This is a genomic window from Gluconobacter sp. ESL1110 (assembly GCF_058107395.1).
The window spans coordinates 411,820-429,163 of the sequence record NZ_JBYLUK010000011.1; the positions used below are offsets into that span (position 1 = coordinate 411,820).

Annotated in this window: 15 protein-coding genes; 8 read left to right on the forward strand and 7 right to left on the reverse strand. The window is 54.2% G+C overall.

The genetic code is table 11. The annotated features are described in order from the left end of the window. The first annotated feature begins 174 nt into the window (after nucleotides 1-174). The 3 genes from AC3B6F_RS15150 to AC3B6F_RS15160 all read left to right on the forward strand — a co-directional run bounded on the left by AC3B6F_RS15150 (nucleotide 175) and on the right by AC3B6F_RS15160 (nucleotide 5,640). On the forward strand, nucleotides 175-1,596 hold the full coding sequence (locus tag AC3B6F_RS15150; RefSeq protein ID WP_489824963.1) for a Hint domain-containing protein: 1,422 nt from the start codon (nucleotides 175-177) through the stop codon (nucleotides 1,594-1,596). Then, entirely contained in the window at nucleotides 1,593-2,177 is a 585-nt protein-coding gene (locus AC3B6F_RS15155) for a hypothetical protein (RefSeq protein WP_489824964.1), read from the forward strand. The genes AC3B6F_RS15150 and AC3B6F_RS15155 overlap by 4 nt, the downstream gene beginning before the upstream one ends. Before the next feature lie 148 nt (nucleotides 2,178-2,325). Then, entirely contained in the window at nucleotides 2,326-5,640 is a 3,315-nt protein-coding gene (locus AC3B6F_RS15160) for a S41 family peptidase (protein ID WP_489824965.1), read from the forward strand. Between the two features lie 45 nt (nucleotides 5,641-5,685). On the opposite strand, the gene AC3B6F_RS15165 is transcribed toward AC3B6F_RS15160, so the two are convergent. Beyond that, the gene (locus tag AC3B6F_RS15165; protein ID WP_489824966.1) at nucleotides 5,686-6,216 is read right to left on the reverse strand and encodes a cytochrome b; all 531 of its coding nucleotides are present in this window, start codon (nucleotides 6,214-6,216) and stop codon (nucleotides 5,686-5,688) included. A 124-nt stretch (nucleotides 6,217-6,340) separates the two neighbouring features. On the opposite strand from AC3B6F_RS15165, the gene AC3B6F_RS15170 reads away from it, so the two are divergent. Together AC3B6F_RS15170 and AC3B6F_RS15175 are read left to right on the forward strand one after the other, a co-directional pair. Further along, on the forward strand, nucleotides 6,341-6,919 hold the full coding sequence (locus tag AC3B6F_RS15170) for a YqaA family protein (RefSeq protein WP_061932757.1): 579 nt from the start codon (nucleotides 6,341-6,343) through the stop codon (nucleotides 6,917-6,919). A 460-nt stretch (nucleotides 6,920-7,379) separates the two neighbouring features. Further along, a complete protein-coding gene (locus AC3B6F_RS15175) occupies nucleotides 7,380-8,747 on the forward strand; it encodes an MFS transporter (protein WP_489824967.1) in 1,368 nt (455 codons plus the stop codon). A gap of 98 nt (nucleotides 8,748-8,845) precedes the next feature. Here AC3B6F_RS15175 and AC3B6F_RS15180 read toward each other — a convergent pair whose 3' ends face one another. Both AC3B6F_RS15180 and AC3B6F_RS15185 read right to left on the reverse strand, forming a co-directional pair. Beyond that, nucleotides 8,846-10,816 (reverse strand): transglycosylase SLT domain-containing protein, encoded by a 1,971-nt coding sequence (locus tag AC3B6F_RS15180; protein ID WP_489824968.1) that lies wholly within the window; start codon nucleotides 10,814-10,816, stop codon nucleotides 8,846-8,848. A gap of 165 nt (nucleotides 10,817-10,981) precedes the next feature. Beyond that, a complete protein-coding gene (locus tag AC3B6F_RS15185; protein WP_489824982.1) occupies nucleotides 10,982-11,782 on the reverse strand; it encodes a uracil-DNA glycosylase in 801 nt (266 codons plus the stop codon). Between the two features lie 54 nt (nucleotides 11,783-11,836). Here AC3B6F_RS15185 and AC3B6F_RS15190 point away from each other — a divergent pair, with 54 nt between their 5' ends. From AC3B6F_RS15190 to AC3B6F_RS15200, 3 genes are read left to right on the forward strand one after another with little or no spacing between them, the layout of a single operon-like run. Further along, on the forward strand, nucleotides 11,837-13,600 hold the full coding sequence (locus tag AC3B6F_RS15190) for a tetratricopeptide repeat protein (protein WP_489824969.1): 1,764 nt from the start codon (nucleotides 11,837-11,839) through the stop codon (nucleotides 13,598-13,600). Then, complete coding sequence (locus AC3B6F_RS15195) at nucleotides 13,597-14,475, forward strand: 4-(cytidine 5'-diphospho)-2-C-methyl-D-erythritol kinase (protein ID WP_489824970.1); 879 nt, start codon at nucleotides 13,597-13,599, stop codon at nucleotides 14,473-14,475. The genes AC3B6F_RS15190 and AC3B6F_RS15195 overlap by 4 nt, the downstream gene beginning before the upstream one ends. A gap of 37 nt (nucleotides 14,476-14,512) precedes the next feature. Next, nucleotides 14,513-14,911, forward strand: coding sequence for a hypothetical protein (locus AC3B6F_RS15200; protein ID WP_489824971.1), 399 nt, complete (start codon nucleotides 14,513-14,515; stop codon nucleotides 14,909-14,911). Between the two features lie 7 nt (nucleotides 14,912-14,918). On the opposite strand, the gene AC3B6F_RS15205 is transcribed toward AC3B6F_RS15200, so the two are convergent. The 4 genes from AC3B6F_RS15205 to AC3B6F_RS15220 are packed head-to-tail and all read right to left on the reverse strand — an operon-like array spanning nucleotide 14,919 to nucleotide 17,316. Beyond that, nucleotides 14,919-15,245 carry a hypothetical protein gene (locus AC3B6F_RS15205; protein WP_489824972.1) on the reverse strand — a complete coding sequence of 109 codons (327 nt, stop codon included), beginning with the start codon at nucleotides 15,243-15,245 and terminating at the stop codon, nucleotides 14,919-14,921. A gap of 3 nt (nucleotides 15,246-15,248) precedes the next feature. Continuing rightward, a complete protein-coding gene (locus AC3B6F_RS15210) occupies nucleotides 15,249-15,644 on the reverse strand; it encodes a response regulator (RefSeq protein ID WP_023944789.1) in 396 nt (131 codons plus the stop codon). Further along, nucleotides 15,641-16,699, reverse strand: a complete 1,059-nt coding sequence (locus AC3B6F_RS15215; protein ID WP_489824983.1) for a protein-glutamate methylesterase/protein-glutamine glutaminase — start codon at nucleotides 16,697-16,699, stop codon at nucleotides 15,641-15,643. Before AC3B6F_RS15215 ends, AC3B6F_RS15210 begins: the two co-directional genes overlap by 4 nt. Then, a complete protein-coding gene (locus AC3B6F_RS15220) occupies nucleotides 16,699-17,316 on the reverse strand; it encodes a CheR family methyltransferase (protein WP_489824973.1) in 618 nt (205 codons plus the stop codon). Before AC3B6F_RS15220 ends, AC3B6F_RS15215 begins: the two co-directional genes overlap by 1 nt. Nucleotides 17,317-17,344 lie beyond the last annotated feature (28 nt).

The following is a 17,344-nucleotide window of genomic DNA, read 5'->3' on the forward strand; positions in this document are numbered from 1 at the left end:
AATACATAAATTGTTTATTTTTTTCATAAATTGTTTATTTTTTTCAAAAAAAATTATTGACTGTTAATTTTATATAATCCAAATAAGGCTTCAATACGCTTTCACGTTCCCGTGAGATTAAACTCCGTGAGCGCAGTCAAAGCTTCCCCTTATTTTCTGGAAATTTATAACATCATGGCTACACCTGACTGGACCACTGGCGACAAGTACACTTGGGTTGGCCCCAAGACCGGTGGCGACTGGAACGATGTCGCGAACTGGCAGTATGACGGCGTCGCCGCAACGCATGTTCCTAACACCCAGACAAATCAGGGAACGGTAACGATCCCTGCAGGGGTAACCGTCACGGTTTCAAGTTCCACGACGACGCTTGCAAACGTAAACATCAAGGTTTCCGGTACGCTTGATATTACATCAAGCAGCAGCGCTCTGAGCGTTAACAATCTGGAAGTTGCGTCTGGCGGCACAGCCAATATTGCGCGCGCCCTCACCGCGAACAACGGCCTTCAGATTGACAGCAATGGTACGGCAACCTTCTCAAATGTTACGCAGGACTGGTCGGGTTCTCCGGGCCTTAAGCCTTCCGTTGCTTCGGGCGGCACGCTGAACTTTGACAACTCGAATATTACGCTGGGAAGCGTTAGCGGGAACGGCATTGCTGGCAATCTGAACATCTACAACGGTTCAACCGTCAAAACAGCCGGAAACAGCACGACCATCTCCGGTCCGATTACCGTCAGCGGTACGAATACGTCCTTCACTGAAAATTCGCAGCTTCAATCAACGCTGACGCTGAATGACGGTGCCAAGGCAACCGTTACAACCTACCCAGCAGACGGCACAAAAGCTGTTTTCGGAACGGGCCACAACACGCTCATTCTGCCAAGCGAGCAGTATGCTGCCAATAAGTTGGTTCTTGCCAACCTCAAGGAAGGCGACAAGCTCGGCGTTAATGGTCAGACGGTAACTTCCGCGACCATGACAAGTGACAATGTCTCCCTGACCACGTCCAGTGGTACCATTGCCCCAAAGAGCGTCACCTACGACAGCGGCTACACAAGCGCTCCAACAGGCAATCAGAAGGTTGCGGTCGACACCAGCAACGGCAACGGCGTCATCTGCTTTCTCGCAGGCTCAATGATCCTAACGCCAACCGGTGAAATCGCTGTCGAAAACTTGGCAGTTGGCGACAGCGTGATTGTACATGTTGCTGGCCGCGAAGAAATTCGTCCTGTGACCTGGGCTGGCCGTCGCATCATGACGGTTCGCGCAGATCTTCCGGCTGATGAAGCGGGCTACCCGGTTCGCATCCTGAAGGACGCGATCTCAGCTGGTGTGCCTCATCAGGATCTGCTGGTCACGGCAGAACATTGCCTGTTCCTGGATGGCAAGTTCATCCCGGCTCGTATGCTGGTGAACGGTCGTTCCATTCACTATGACCTGTCCATTAGCTCCTATGACTACTTCCACATCGAGACGGCTGAACACTCAGTCATCACGGCCAATGGCCTCCTGACCGAGAGCTACCTCAACACTGGTAACCGTGGCTCCTTCCAGCTGGTAACCGTGGCTCCTTCCAGCAGGACGGCTCCGTGATCAGCCTTGGTGGCTCCATCAAGAGCTGGGTTGAAGACGCCGCTGCACCTCTAACGACGGATCGCACAACGGTAGAGCCGATGTTCCGGGCCATTGCTGCTCGCGCTGAAGCAGCTGCACTGCCGAAGGTTGCTCAGGACGTCACGCTGACAGCCGATGCAGACCTACACCTCGTGACGGAAGACGGTACAGTCCTTCGCAAGATGCGTGAGACCAACGGTTATGCCATGTTCATGCTTCCGCAGAACGTCCGCACCGTCCGTCTCGTGTCCCGCACGAGCCGTCCGGCAGACGTTGTTGGGCCGTTCGTTGACGATCGCCGCCAGCTTGGCGTGCTTGTCGGCAATATTGTTCTCTACGATGCAGGCAGCACAACCAACCTTTCCGCTCACCTGACAGAAGAAACACTGTCCGGCTGGAACGCATTAGAAGGCCAGACGGCACGCTGGACGACCGGAAATGCAGAAATCCAGATCACGGATCGCGCTACGCACAGCATCGCCATGCTGGGTGTGCAGATCCTGTCTTCCAGCCAGTACATTGTGTCTGATGTGAAGACGGCAGCAGCCCAGACAGCCTGATCCTGCTTACTTTTCCAACAAAAAACGCCAGCCTCCCGGGGCTGGCGTTTTTTGTTTTCAGACGACGAAAATCACGACTGTCATCTCGACGCTGATAGGAAACCGCCGCATCATCAGGCCACGTTTCATATCAGAAGTCTTGCTCACCATGCGTTTTTCCCTCCGATGCTCCCTTCTCTCCTGCGCCGCCATTTTAGGGTGCAGCTATGGCCTGACAGCCCACGCTGAAGCTGGTTATTTCAGGGAACCATCCGTGTCCGGTCAGACAGTTCTCTTCAATGCAGAGCAGTCTGTCTGGAGTGTTCCGCTTGGAGGCGGAACGGCCCAACGTCTGACAAGCGCGCCGCACGGTGCAAACGCAGTTGATCCGCATCCCGTCCTTTCCCCAGACGGAACCGAAATCGCGTTTCTGGCCAATTTTGACGGACCGACAGAGGTCTATGTCATGCCAAGTTCTGGCGGCACGCCTAGACGGGTCACGTTTGAGAACGCCCCGAAGCTGCTTCTGACAGGCTGGGATGCCCATGCTGGTATTCTGTATGCCATGCCGGATGCCAGTGGCCCCTATTACAGCTACAACGTCGCCTCGCTTGACCCGAAAACGGGTACAAAACACGTCTATCCGCTGGCTAATGCCAATGACGCTGCGCTCAGCTCTAACGGGAAATGGCTTTATGCCGTTCGCTTCGGACTCGCCGTTACGGGCGATCATATGCGGGCCTATCGTGGCGGCAGCCTCTCCCAACTCTGGCGCTTTGATCTGCAATCCGGGAAAGAAGCCGAGCGGATCGGGCCACGCACAGCCAACCTTATTCGTCCCATGCCCTGGCGCGACCGCCTGATTGTCCTGTCCGACGAAAACGGTCGCTACAATCTCTGGAGCCTTGCACCGGACGGAACCGATGCGAAGCAACTGACGCATTTCACAGATTACAGTGTTCTGGAGGCCTCTCTCTCTGGCGATACTGTTGTTTTCCGGAAGGGGGCGGACCTGTTTGCTCTGGATCTGACTTCCGGCCAAAGCAGGCAGATCCCTATCACTCTGGTGTCGGACAATGCGCCACGCGCACCCTATTGGCTGGATCGTCCAACACGCTTCACGACGTCCGAAGCCATCTCCCCCAAGGGTGATACCACTGTCTTCACCATGCGTGGTCACACCGTTGTCGCCGCTGCATCCCCCAGACGCCTCATTGTCATCCCGACAGCCGATAATGTTCGTCTGAGACTGGCCCGCGTCACACCCGACGGAAAGTCTGTTATCGCGTTCAGTGATGCAGGCGGAGAGTCTGCACTCTGGCGCTTTGCCGCTGATGGCAGTGGCAAGGGAGAAGCCCTGAGCCAACCGTCCTCCACCGAGCCTGTGGCTTTGGCCATTTCGCCTGATGGCAAATTCGTCGCCCATACCGATCTTCTGGGTCGTCTGTGGCTCTTCAACCTTTCCAACAAATCCGAAAAGCTGGTCGATGACGCGACGGCCGACGGAACGAATGTCTTTGACACCCTGTCCTGGTCGGCAGACGGGAAAGTTCTGGCATTTGTCAGAACACGAGGCACGGGTCTGAGGCGACAGATTGCTTTCTATGCGCCCGAGACAAACCGCACGGAATGGGTGACCGGGGATCGCTACGAATCTTACAGTCCGACATTCTCCCCGGATGGAAAGTGGCTCTGGTTCCTGTCAGACCGGACATTCTCTCTGGCCAACACATCCCCTTGGGGTGACCGTAATCTTGGTCCCGCCTTTCCGCATCGCACGGGGATCTATGCCCTCGCCCTTCAGGATGGAAATCATTTTCCGTTTCAGGCCCCCACCGAGCTGGATCACGACGACAGCAAGGACAAGCCTGACGAGAAGACCGGAAAGAAAGACGGCAAGGACACTCCAAAAAAGCCACTCCCTGCTCTTGAATGGAACGGGCTGGCAGATCGTCTCTATCAGGTACCGGTGCCAGCGGCGGACTATCATAGTCTGGGTGCCTCAAACGAGTTCCTGTTCACCATGGATGGCACCGATGATGATACGAACCCTCTGAAGTCCATCCACATCGACAATAATGAGCACAAGATCGAAACTTTTGCTCCAAAAGTGGAGGACTTCGACCTTTCGGCGGATGGAAAAACCATCATGACCGTCACGCCTCGTCCAAAGCAGACACCAGAGGTGATGCTGCTTCCTGTCGGAGCAAAAAAGCCTGACGATGTTACCGGCAAGACCGTCAGCCTTGATGGGCTCCGTCTGCGCATCGACCCGGCTCAGGAATGGAGCGATGAATTCGTTGATGCCTGGCGCCTTCATCGTGATCATTACTATGACCGCGATCTGCATGGCGTGGACTGGAAAGCCGTTAGAGCCCATTTCGCACCATTTGTGGACCGACTGGGAGATCGCGCCGATCTGGATGACCTGCTCGGCCAGATGGTGGCAGAAATCGGTGCAATGCACTCCCAGCTTCGCCCTGCACAAGGCCTCGACGAACCAGCAACAAGTCTGATTGCTGGGCTAGGAGCGCAACTGACCCGTGAGGCTCAGGGATTCCGCATTACACATATCTATAGAGGAGACCGGGACCTGCCGGATCAGCAGTCCCCTCTCGCAAGATCCGGTGTAGACGCACAGGACGGAGACCTGATTGTTGCTGTCAACGGACAACCCACAGCTGGCGAACCGGATCTTTCCGCTCTTCTTGCCAATCAGGCTGGAAAACAGGTTCTCCTCACGCTCTCCCGCAAGGGAAAAGAGCACAAAACCGTCGTGACAGCCGTCAGTTTTGCCAAGCAGAAATCCTTCCGTGCGCGGGACTGGGAAGTCAGCCGTGCCGATGCTGTGGATCGCGCGAGCCATGGCCAGATCGGCTACCTGCATCTGCAAGCCATGGGCGGAGACGACATGGAAGCCTTTGCACGAGAATTTTATGCCAATATCGACAAGGATGGCCTGATTGTTGACGTCCGAGGCAACAACGGCGGCAACATTGATAGCTGGGTGCTGACCCAGCTCATGCGTCGGCCATGGATGTTCTGGAGCCGCTATGGAAACGCTCCAGCCATCGACATGCAGCAGGCTTTCCAGGGGCACCTCATCGTCATCGCGGATGAGAGAACCTATTCAGACGGCGAGACCTTCTCGCAGGGGATCAAGTCTCTTCACATCGCGCCAGTTCTGGGCGAACGCACGGCGGGCGCGGGTGTCTGGTTGTCTGATGGGGATCGTTTGATTGATAACGGGAATGCCCGGACGGCCGAAAATCCGTATTTCGATATGGATGGGCATTGGCTGGTCGAGAACAAGGGAGTTTCGCCAGATATCGAGGTCGAGAATATGCCAGTCGCGACCTTCAATGGACAGGACCAGCAACTCGATGCAGCGATTGCCTATCTGAAGAAGCAAATGGCTGACCATCCTCGGCCAGAACTCAAGGCGGAAGCTTTCCCGCTGCAAGAGCCTGCTCCCCCGAAGTAAGACATATTGAAAAGGGTCTCTGCTTCTGACGGAGGCCCTTTTTAGTCAGAGCATCATGTCCATGACCTGATCACGGCGGGAGAAGCGGTGCATCAGGGCCGCCACGATATGCCCAGCAATCAAAACGCCCAGAATCCAGGCTGAAAACTGGTGCAGAACCCCGAGGGTCGGGGCCAAAAGAGGCGTTTTCTGGATGAGTGCGGGGAGATGAACCGTCCAGAGCATCTGCACGGGCGCTCCATGGGCAGAGGCCATGAGCCATCCCGTCAGAGGCGTGCTCAGCATCAGAAGATAGAGACATCCCTGCAGAACACGTGCTGCAATCTGCTGCTCTTCAGGAACGCCCTCCGGCAGAGCAGGCGGCCGATGGGTCGCACGCCAGGCCATTCTCAACATCACAAGGATAATGACCGTTGAAGCGATTTCCTTATGAATGGATAGCAAATCGCTTTTGAGTGGAGACGGTCCACGCGGCAGCAGTCGACCGGCCGAAAAGCCAATCAGCCAAACAGGAATGATAATGGCCGCCATGCCCCAGTGAAACAGGCGAGCCGTAAGGGAATAACGCTGGGGCACAGAAAATCCGTTTTGTGAAAGATAAGATTTTCTACTTTCCATATCCCAGATGAAACACCAACGGATTTTCATTCAGTGGCTGGGAGGATAGGAAGTTCTGATATTTTCTCCACAAGGCCAGACCGTGATCGACTCTCTTTACCGCCGCATGACCGACCTCGCTGCCTCTCCCAAAGCTGTATGGTGGCTGATCGTCATCGCCATGGCCGAAGCGTGTGTTTTTCCAGTTCCGGTAGATCTGATGTTGATCCCCATGATCCTGACACGTCAGGACAGAGCGTGGTTTTTGGCCTCTATCTGCACAGTAGCGAGCGTCGTGGGAGGTGTAATCGGATGGTGTCTCGGGGCCTTTCTGATGGAACACATCGGCATGCCCATCGCCCATTTCTATCATGCAGATGGTCGGATTCTGGCACTCGAAGAGATGTTCCGCCGATATGGTGTCTGGATCATTCTCGGGAAGGGTCTAACCCCCCTACCCTATAAATTTGTCACGCTGGCAGCCGGTGCTGCGCATTATCCACTTCTACCCTTCATCGCGGCCAGCATCGTCACGCGTGGAGCACGTTTCTTTCTGGAAGCGGCCCTTCTCAAGGCTTTTGGTGAACCTGTCCGAGACTTCATCGAGAAACGTCTGACCGTCATCCTCCTGATTCTTCTGGTTGTCATCATCGCCGGCATAGCACTTGTTGAGCTTGTGTGAGCTGGAGATAACACTCATTCACTTATTTTTTCATAAAAAATAACATTAATATGCTTTAAATATAACAACTGCATGTTATTGTCCCGATGATCGTAAGCCTCATACGGTCATCGGTTATGGCTTTCCGGTAGTTGCAGCTGCTCCCATCCAGCCTCGCGCCCTGCGAGACTGACGGGAGAGCAAGACACGAATCGCCAGCCTCCGAACGACAACCCGAACACACATTCCCGCTGTCACAGGAGCTTGCCATGTTCAGAAAAGAGACAAACTTTAGCGCTAAACGTTTTCAGATCCTGCCGCCTGCTTCACGCGCAGCAGGTGTGTTCAGCGGGCTTGAAGCACAGTTTCTTGGCTTGGCATCTCCCGGAATCATTACATTGCGGGATCCTGTGAATGGTACGGATCCCCTGCCGATGACGCCGTTTGAGGACAACTTCTCTTCACGGAGGCATGACCATCCATGAGTGCCACAGAGGTTTCTCCACCCCACCGACCGCTCATCACGAAATCCCGCGTCCTTTGGGGCATGCCGGTGATGTTGCTATGGGGCTACATCGCTGTTGCCCTGTACATGACGGGCGACGGCATTGAAGTCGCATTCCTTGCAAAATACGTTACCCAGATCGGCTTCACACCCAAGCAAGCCGGGATGCTCTTCACCATTTACGGTGCAACTGCTGCCCTTGCGAGCTGGCTATCCGGCGTACTGGCTGAAGTTTATGGTGCACGCCGCATCATGGCGATCGGCACGCTGTGGTGGGCCCTGTGTCATGTGGCTTTCCTGAGCCTTGGGCTGTCCCAGCATTCTTTCCCACTGATGATGCTGTTCTACGGCCTGCGTGGCTTTGCCTACCCGCTGTTCTTCTACGCTTTTTTCTTCTGGATCGTTCAGAAAACACCGGATCACCGACTGGCTTCCGCCATTGGCTGGGTGTGGTCCATGTTCACATTGGGCTACGGCATCATTGCTTCGTTCCTGCCCAGCTGGACGATTCCGGCTTTCGGCTTCATGCCAACACTCTGGATGTCGCTCGCATGGGTTCTGGCTGGTGGCGCACTCGCTTGCCTGACCATTCGTGAAGAACCTTCCGAGGGGGCTCCTCTGGCATCAAAGGTTCCGCTGAAGGATCAGTTGATAGAAATCAGCCGCAGCCTCACGCTGATTGTGGACAATCGAGACATCGCGCTGGCACTTATCACGCGCGTCATCTGCAACCTGTCCCTGTTCGGTTTCCCGGTCATCATGCCGCTGTTCTACACCTCTCCAGAGGTCGGCTTCACCATGCCGGAATGGCTGCGGATCTATGGTGCATTCTTCCTGGTGCAGCCTGTAACGAACGTGGTGTGGGGACTGATCGGAGATCGGATCGGCTGGTTACGGCAGATGCGCTGGTTCGGTTTTGTCGGCTGTGCCATGGCGAGCCTTGCCTTCTACTTCATTCCTCACTTGATGCCGGGCAACATGTTCACCGCCATTATTGGCGCTTTGTTCCTCGCTTTAACGCTCAATGCGTTTGTGCCCATGGGAGCGATTTTCCCAGCTATTGCGCCTGAGCATAAGGGAGCTGCCGTATCGGTTCAGAATCTTGGTGGTGGTCTGAGCAACTTCCTTGGCCCGGCACTGGCAACATTGTTTGTCACCAGTTACGGTACGCAGGGCGTCGTCTTTATTTATGCCGCCCTGTACCTGCTGGCCGCCGTGATTACATGCTTCATTCGCCTGAATCAGCCAAAAGGCGCCAATGCAATGGAGGTCTTCTCCGCTGCCAAAGCCGCTGCAGTTCATGAAGAAATGGATGATCTGGGCCTTCAGACGCAGAAAAGCTGAAGCCCAAAAAATAAAACAGCCCGGCGCATGACCACCGGGCTACCAAACAAACAGAAAAGCCACCCGCAGCTTTTGTGGGTGGCGTTTTTTTATGTCGTTCAGTTCAGGGCGAGACGCTCATGGGCCAGAGCCATTTCAGCCCCGAAGGACGGCCATTCAGCGTGCGTTAAAGCCTTGAGGGACGGGGAAGAGAGACCCATCCGTTTGGCGTAAAGCCACGTGTAGGTGAGCGCACGATGAACATAATCCCGTGTCTCGGTATTTGGCAGCGTTTCCATGAAAAACAACGGGTCATGCAAATCTGCCGTCTGAGCGCTTTCCCAGCGGGCAATGGCGCCCGGCCCGGCATTATAAGACGCCAGAACGCGTACCAGATCCCCACCTTCGGGCTGAGCAGCCTGGGCCGTATGGCTGGACTGATTTGCCAGATAGAGGACGTAAAGCTGGCCGATTTCAAGATTGGAAGCCGGATTGTGCAAACGGCTCACCATATCTGGCGGAACCGGGATCACAGCCATACCGTGAGCATCATATGTCTGATGATGCAGCGTGATGAAACTCGCTGTCACAGGACGGATCTGCATCAGACCGTGAGCTCCAGCCCCCGAGGTCGCAGCCGGATCAAAGTTCGATTCAACACGGGTCAGCGCATAGACAAGCGCCGGGTTCATACGGAAACCATGGTTGGGACGAAGGCGCGGCATTGGAAGTATCGTTGCCGACGTATCTGAATGGCTTTCCCCGTCCATGATCAAAGACGCCAGTTGCTCGGACAGATCCTCGAAACCCGCTGCCTGTGCAACGAGTTGAAGCGAACGCGCGCGGGCACTGTCTGCAGCAATCTCAGGCCATATACGCCGCATCAGGGCTTCAGCACGCGTATGCTCTCCGATCTGAAGAAGTGCGAAAAGCTGGCGCCCCTGCGGAAGCGCTCCAATAGCCTCGACATCAATTTCGCCGAGAACCGGAACAGGATCATGCAGAGTGATTTCGATTTGGCTATCTGGCAGGCGAGCATGGCCTTTCCGTCCCAGATCAAGTGTCTGAGCCGCCAGCATCCCATAGAAAGTTTCGTGATGGTTTGCTGCACGATGCAACCAGGACACATATGCCGCCATAGCATGACGACGCGCCTCTGCACGTGCAGCCCAGAAAGCTGCAGCAGCATGAAGCTCCTGTGACGTCACAGGTGCGTTGGCTGCGGATTCAAACAGCTCATATGCCGCATCAACATGCCCTTCTCGCCATGCTGCCAGCCCTGCCACATACGCCGGGAGTCCCACCTGATGACCGCCACGCTCAAAGCCTGCACAGCCATGTCGTAATGCACTCTGCGCTTCGCCTTGAGAGAGCAGACTAAGGGAAATCTCTCCATAGAGCTGCGCAGCGTAAGCCGGCGTCATTCCGGGCGTAATATCCACGAGGTGCAACGCACTCGTTGCCCCTTTGAGACCTTGCATGGATCGCTCCTGAACTGCGTGGTCCAGAAGGGGATTCCGAGTAAACGCCCGCGCCAAAGGGTCAGAATTGGGGGTCTGGGACACATGCACCGTGTTCGGGCTGTCATTAGGAGCAAGAGATCGCACAAACGATTGGGCTGAAACGGTTCCTGATGGAGCCGTTTTAAGCAGAAGCCCCTGAATGGCTGGAGCATCCGGTTGACCAGGATAGTTTTTCAGCCAGTCCCGAAGCTGATCGGCTGCGGGATGTGCACCTGGTGCCAGATAGCGATCTGCCAGAACGTCCGAGATCAGAACACGATCCGTCAGAAGACGCGTCAGGTCGTTCGCCGTTTGCAGATCGCCACGACGCTGGGCCTGAAGGATCAGGCGATATCGGTTGGCCACAGTGGCCGTAAGAGGGTGAGGCAGCGAGACGGTACCGTCTCCACCAAGGGAGGGGCGTGCTTCCGCAAACGCTGTTTCGTCACCTGCATGATCCGGTTGAGGCGGCTGTAACCGCAGACCTTCTGCACGCGCCGGGGAGAAAGTTCCACCGGCCAGAATCAGCACACTGACGAGCAACGCTCGTGCCGTGCCACCTGAGATGAAAGGGGTAATCCTTCGCATAGCAGCGGGGTGCTACCCGGTTTCGACTGCGATGGCAAGGTTTCGTTAACCCAGACAGACATCCGGACTAAGCGATGATACAGTCACACACTGGAACAATCCAGTGGCAAACACCTGTTTTCGAGCAGTTTTTTACGTTTTCACGAAGTTTTTTCAGAAGATGAATTAAGACTGATTTTGTACCTTATTTTCAGATGCCAATCGCTCCATCAAAACCAGCAAATCCTGCCAGGCATTCCGCCGCGCAGCAGGGCTTGCAGCGAGCTGAAGCGGATGCCGCATGGGAAGCAATGGCAATGGATTCGACAGGCCGGGAATCGACACATCCATCCATTTTCCACGCAAACGACCCAACATGGCCTGATCACCAATCAGCATTCGTAAGGGCGTCACTCCCATCGTCACCAGAAACGGCGGCTGACACAAAGCAATCGTCTTGAGCAAAAGAGGACGGCAGGAGCGCATTTCCTGCTCCGTAACCCCCCGCCCCCCGGGTGGACGCCACGGTATGGCAGGCGCCATGGATAAAGACGTGCGCTCCAGCCCAGCAGAAGCCAGCATCCGGTCCAACAATTCCCCTGCCCAACCCGCGAAAAGGACGCCTGAACGATCCTCATCGGCATCAGGCGTTTCACCAATCAGCATGAAAGGAGCCTGCTCAACATGGATGGGCTGGAGTCTGTGTGTTGCCGTTCGAGCAAGAAACAGCTCATCCAGAGCATTACTGGCCGCAATCAGAGACGGAAGATCTTGAGCCTGATCAAGAGCAGCTCCTTCCGACGCGCGAAGGGGCCCAGAAGGAATCTGCACGCGAGACAACCCACTGATCCGTTCAGGAAGCACGCGGGAAGCCTCTGAAAGACGATCTATCGTCTCTTCCGAGAGCGCTTCATCCACACCCCATTCGTATTGAAGTTGCAGGGCGGCAAGCAGTTCAGCCCGGCTCGGAACTGGCTGGGGCGTCATGAAGCATCCGTTCAGGTTGGCGTCAGACCACATGCGGTCTAGGATTGGCGCATTATGCAGATCACGCGCGGCTGGCACAGATCAATTCCGGTTTTTTCCTTTCCGTTTCGTGCGGGCCTTTCGGCTGTTTTGCTGACTGGAGCGGTATTGCGGGGAGCGTCTGCCGCACCGGCACCAGAGATTCTACCTGCCGTCAGCCCTGAAAAATCCCTTACCGGCTGGCTTCTGGCATCAAGCGTCATGATGCAACGGGGAGAGATAGACGCCGCCCATGAGACACTGTCGCATGTTCTGGCGCTGTCCTCGCAGAACCTGAAGCTTCGTGAAGATGGCCTTCGATACGCCGCAATGACAGGGCATGAAACCGAAGCTGTCGCGCTTGCAAAGACATTGCCCGCCAGCGACATCGCAACACTTGTCCTCGCCCAGAATGCTGTTCCCAGAAAAGCCTGGGCAGAAATGCGTCAAACCCTGAACCGCAACAGTCATCATGGACCGCTGGTTTCAGTCGCCGCCCCAGTCCTCCTCGCTTGGGCACAAGCTGAAGAAGGGCACATCGAGCAGGCCCTCAACACCTTAAATGCGGCGGCGGCCTTTGCGCCAACACGACGGCTGTACCAACTCCATGCAGCCTTGATCGCAGAACGCCTTTCATCCCAGCATGAGGCTCAGTCTCTTTATCAGAAAGCAGGCAACAGCCCTGACGACCCGCTCACTCTCCAGATTCTCTATGCAAAACTGTATGGCGGCTGGCTGGAAGGCCAAGGACAACATCAAGGGGCCCGTGATGCCATCGCCGCACTGGGCGTCAGCTCACCATTGGCCTCGATGATCATCGGCCCACTTCAGCACACACTTCAGAAACGCGCGCCTCTCTCCGCAGCCCAGGGGGCTGCGATTCTGAACCTGCAACTGGCCCTGATGATTACAGACGTCATACAACAGGAAGGAATTCCTCGAGACCCGGCCATCATCACGCTGCAGCAGGCTCTTTATCTTGATCCGAATCTGACGGTGGCACGCATTTTTCTGGCGGACACCTTTCGGGAAGGAAACCAGACCTCCAAAGGGCTAAGTGTTCTCGATCATGTAGCAGACACAGATCCACTCGCAGCTCTGGCCGCTCAAGAACGTGTCAATCTGGCCAGCCGCTCCCACGATCTTCCCATGCAGGCCGACGCTCTGAACCGTGCCTTGACCCTCCTGCCGGACAATCCGGAGTTTTTGGTCCAGCTTGCAGAAGTACAGGATCAAATGGGCCATCATGATGAAGCCATAGAACTCTACACCAAGGCTCTGAAAGCATCTCCCCCTCGTAAGGAAATTGTCTGGCCCATTCTCCTGGGTCGGGCCATGGCAGCTCAGGAGAGCGGCAACTGGGCAGTGATGAAGGAAGACATGCATCATGCCCTTGAATTGGCACCCGATCAGCCGGAAGTTCTTAACTTCGTCGGATATGCCAGCATCGAACATGATGTGGATCAGGAGCGCGCCTTACAACTTCTCAAACGCGCTCTGGACCTGCAACCGAATGACCCCTCCATTCAGGACAGCTACGCCTGGGCACTCCTGAAGCATAAGGGAGACCTGAAAACCGCTCTTCCCATCCTCATTCAGGCGGCTGAACATGCGTCAAGCGATGCCGAAATTGGCTACCATCTCGGGGTCGCCTATTGGTATCTCGGTCGCCACACAGAGGCACAGGACCAATGGAACCAGTCTCTGGATGACAGTCCGCAGCCTCAGGACCGTACGCTCATTCTAAATGCCCTTCAGCAGGGCGGCCCCCACCTCAAGGCGTTTGAAAACAACAAATGACTCTTCTTCATGATACCGCTCATGCCAAGATCAATCTCTACCTGCATGTGACCGGCCGCCGCCCTGACGGATATCATCTTCTCGACAGCCTCGCAGTATTTGCTGGCGCCGCTGATGAAGTGCGTCTTGCGGAACAGTCAAATTCCTTTTCCCTTTCAATCGAGGGGCATTTTGGAAAAGGCCTCGAAGCTGACGACAGCAACCTCGTGCTTCGGGCCGCCCGCGCACTCCAGACACATGCGCGACAAGAGGCTGCCTGCCACCTGATATTGGAAAAGAACCTTCCGGTTGCTTCTGGAATTGGTGGCGGATCAGCCGACGCGGCCTGCACACTCAGATTACTGGGGCAACTCTGGAATATCGCGGAAAAAGATCTTTTGGCGATCGCCGAGCCTTTGGGCGCTGATGTTCCAGTATGCGTGCAGCAGAAAACGACCCGGATGGAAGGGATTGGGGAAATTCTGACATCTGCACCTGCCATGCCAGACGGGGGCATCCTGCTCGTTAATCCCGGCATTGCGGTGTCTACGCCCGATATTTTTCGGAGCTTCGCGGCTATGGGCGGCATTATTGAGCGTCCCGCCCCCGTATTCCCTGCCCGCTGGGCATCCATGAACGCTCTTGTAGACATGCTGTCTCACACAACGAATGATCTTCAGGCCCCCGCCATTCATCATGCTCCTGTGATCGGAACTGTTCTTGACCGCCTGAATGCTCAGAACGATTGCCTGATGGCGCGTATGAGTGGTTCAGGTGCCACCTGCTTTGGCCTTTTCCCTACAGCCGAAGCGGCGCGCAAAGCTGAAATGGAACTTTCCAAAAACCCGCTCCATTCGGGATGGTGGACATGGGCGGGTCCTTTCCTTCAGAATTAGTCCGTTTCTACGCTGAGAAAGAAAGAGACTGAGAACCATGACAACCGGACCGCGCATGCAGGTAACCCGCTCCGAGGACGGACAGAAAATTGTTCTCTCATTCCTTGAAAATAGCGGACTAACTGGAGATATCACGCTCGATGAAGCCCAGTTGACCCAATTAATCACAAGCCTTGGGTTGGCGAGAGTCGCACTGATTGAACAGAAACCTCTCCCTCCGATTGAAGGAGCGCGGTTTTCCCCTGTGTACAAAACCAACTGGGCACTTCAGATCGACACACTGACAGAAGGCTCTCTGCTGGCTTTTCAACACCCGGCCTACGGGCCCGTTGGCCTAGTGTTTACTCCTACCGATGCAGAGCGGCTTATTGGGGGGTTACAGCGCCATCGCACGATGGTCCACTCCAATCCTGACGATGCACACACACCAAGCTGACAGGCCGCTAGAAAAAATCGACGCCGCCTGTATTCTGCGGGGAAGTCTGGTTGCACCCACTAAGGGCTTCACGCAGAACTACCAACGTCATCCGATCTACCGCATTGGTAGTCATTATCACGTCCTGAATATCTTCCTGCATGGCAAGTCTCTGGAAGAGTAACGCAAACTGCTCGATAGTCTGCGTTAAGGAATCAAAAGCCTGCAACGCAATTATCTCTTCAGCCCCCACATACGAGAGAGCTAACCGCTCCAGCATCTGACATTCTTCAAGAGCATGCCCCAACTGAATAGCCGCCCCTCGAAACAGCGTCGCCAGCGCAAGCGATGTCATGTTTCAAGCGCCACAGATCGGCCCGAAAACGGCCTCGATGCGCGCTTTTAAGGAACTTGTCGTGAATGGCTTTGCAAGAAAATTGTTCACTCCAGAAGAAATGGCCTGCTGCACCAAGTCTTTACTCGCCTGCCCTGTCAGCATGATGAAGCCAGTTTTTGCGTTTTGCGAAGATGCACGCACAGCTTTCAGCAATTCTAGACCATCCATATCCGGCATGTTAAAATCAGAAATAATCAAATGCGTCGAATTGGTCTTGAGATGCTCCAAAGCTTCCAAGCCGTTACGAACCCCAGCTACATGTACGAACCCCAGTTGAACAAGACTGTTGCGTAGAAGCGAACGAATGGATGTTTGATCATCCACAAGCAGAACGGACATGGATGAAGCGGAAATCATTGATAACTCTCCTGAGTACGATGTTCAGCAAGACGAAGAATAGACGGTCCAATTTCAGGTAATGGTAACTGCATCTCCACAGCCCCACATTCAAAGGCTGCTTTTGGCATGCCGTAGATGACAGACGTTTCGCGATCCTGCCCGATGGTTCTTGACCCAGCGCGTTTCATGGCAAGCAACCCACGAGCACCATCAGTTTCCATTCCTGTCAGAATAACCCCGATGGCAAGACGTCCAGCCGCTTGAGCTACTGACAAAAATAACGCGTCAACAGAGGGTCTATGTCCATTAAGCGGAGGGCTGCATACAAGATGACAACTATACGAAGCCATACGCCCGGTACGACTCACTTCAGTATGGGCCTCGCCACCAGGGGCAATAAAAACTTTTCCTCTGGCCAGCTTGCATCCATCCGTCACAAGAGAAACTTCTGGTCTTGAAATGGCATTAAGGCGACGTGCAAAATTACCAGAAAATTGCTGAGGCATATGCTGCACAATGATCGTCGGAGGACAATCCTCTGGAAAGCTCCCCAGAACTTCCCCAAGAGCCTCCACCCCGCCCGTAGAGGCACCAATCGCAACGATAAGATCAGAATTAACTAAAGCGCCCCTCATCCCGCCTGAGCGAGGGTTCTCGATCTGAAGAGCTGCTCGAACGACAGCATCTGCCAGACCGGCAAAGACAGCCTCTCCCTGCATACCAGAAGACTTGGAAAAGCATTCTACCGCACCTAATCGGCACGCCATTTCAGTCATTTCGCTCCGTGACGTCAGGAGACTGGAAACCATGACAACAGGCATGGGTCGAAGCCGCATAATTTTTTCAAGAAACTGCAAACCGTTCATGCCTGGCATTTCAACATCCAGAGTCAATACATCAGGGTTGAGTTTCAAAATCAGGTCTCTGGCTTCCAGCGGCGTACCAGCCGTTCCAACAACCTTGATTCTAGGATCCCGTTTAAGAGCAAGCGTTATCAGCGCGCGACTGGTTAAAGAGTCATCCACGACCAGGACAGAAATAACTCCAGAATAAATTTTATGATCTCCAGTGATCATTCTACTCTCTTATATGAATTAAGACCAACAGATCTCAGTCCAAGCATATTGGGGTTTGAAATTCTTTCTGAGTGACCAATGTATAGTTCTCCGCCAACATGTAGTCTCTGTGCCAAGCGGGACCATAATTTTTCTCTAGTCATTTTATCGAAATAAATCGCGACATTCCGACAGAATATTGCATGAAACTTCGAGCGAAACGGCCATTCTGCTATAAGATTTAGGGATTTAAACCTTAACCGATCTGATATTTCCTTTTTAAAGGTAAATTGATTTTTTTGTTCTAAGCAAAATTCATTAAACATTCCTGAAGGAATGTATTTTTTTTCTTCTAAAGAATAAATTCCAGCTTTGGAACGCTCCAGCATGTTGTTATCAATATCAGTGCCAAGAATTTTCACTTTTGCACATGGTAGAGACATAAGAATTTTAGACGCAGTCATCGCAGCTGAATAGGCCTCTTCGCCGCTAGAACAAGCAGAAGACCATACTCGAAACTCCTCACCATTTTGTATTTTTTCAATAAATTTATCTTCTATTAATTTTGACAAATAATAAAAATGATGTTTTTCCCTATAAAATGATGTCACATTTGTTGTTAACGCGGATACCATTGAAATCTGCCATCAGTACTCTCCTGAA

Coding starts and splice junctions, on each gene's coding strand:
- AC3B6F_RS15175 (WP_489824967.1), top strand. CDS start 7,380: ATGAGTGCCACAGAGGTTTCTCCACCCCACCGACCGCTCATCACGAAA.
- AC3B6F_RS15150 (WP_489824963.1), top strand. CDS start 175: ATGGCTACACCTGACTGGACCACTGGCGACAAGTACACTTGGGTTGGC.
- AC3B6F_RS15160 (WP_489824965.1), top strand. CDS start 2,326: ATGCGTTTTTCCCTCCGATGCTCCCTTCTCTCCTGCGCCGCCATTTTA.
- AC3B6F_RS15195 (WP_489824970.1), top strand. CDS start 13,597: ATGACTCTTCTTCATGATACCGCTCATGCCAAGATCAATCTCTACCTG.
- AC3B6F_RS15200 (WP_489824971.1), top strand. CDS start 14,513: ATGACAACCGGACCGCGCATGCAGGTAACCCGCTCCGAGGACGGACAG.
- AC3B6F_RS15220 (WP_489824973.1), bottom strand. CDS start 17,316: ATGGTATCCGCGTTAACAACAAATGTGACATCATTTTATAGGGAAAAA.
- AC3B6F_RS15205 (WP_489824972.1), bottom strand. CDS start 15,245: ATGACATCGCTTGCGCTGGCGACGCTGTTTCGAGGGGCGGCTATTCAG.
- AC3B6F_RS15190 (WP_489824969.1), top strand. CDS start 11,837: ATGCAGATCACGCGCGGCTGGCACAGATCAATTCCGGTTTTTTCCTTT.
- AC3B6F_RS15185 (WP_489824982.1), bottom strand. CDS start 11,782: ATGACGCCCCAGCCAGTTCCGAGCCGGGCTGAACTGCTTGCCGCCCTG.
- AC3B6F_RS15180 (WP_489824968.1), bottom strand. CDS start 10,816: ATGCGAAGGATTACCCCTTTCATCTCAGGTGGCACGGCACGAGCGTTG.
- AC3B6F_RS15210 (WP_023944789.1), bottom strand. CDS start 15,644: ATGATTTCCGCTTCATCCATGTCCGTTCTGCTTGTGGATGATCAAACA.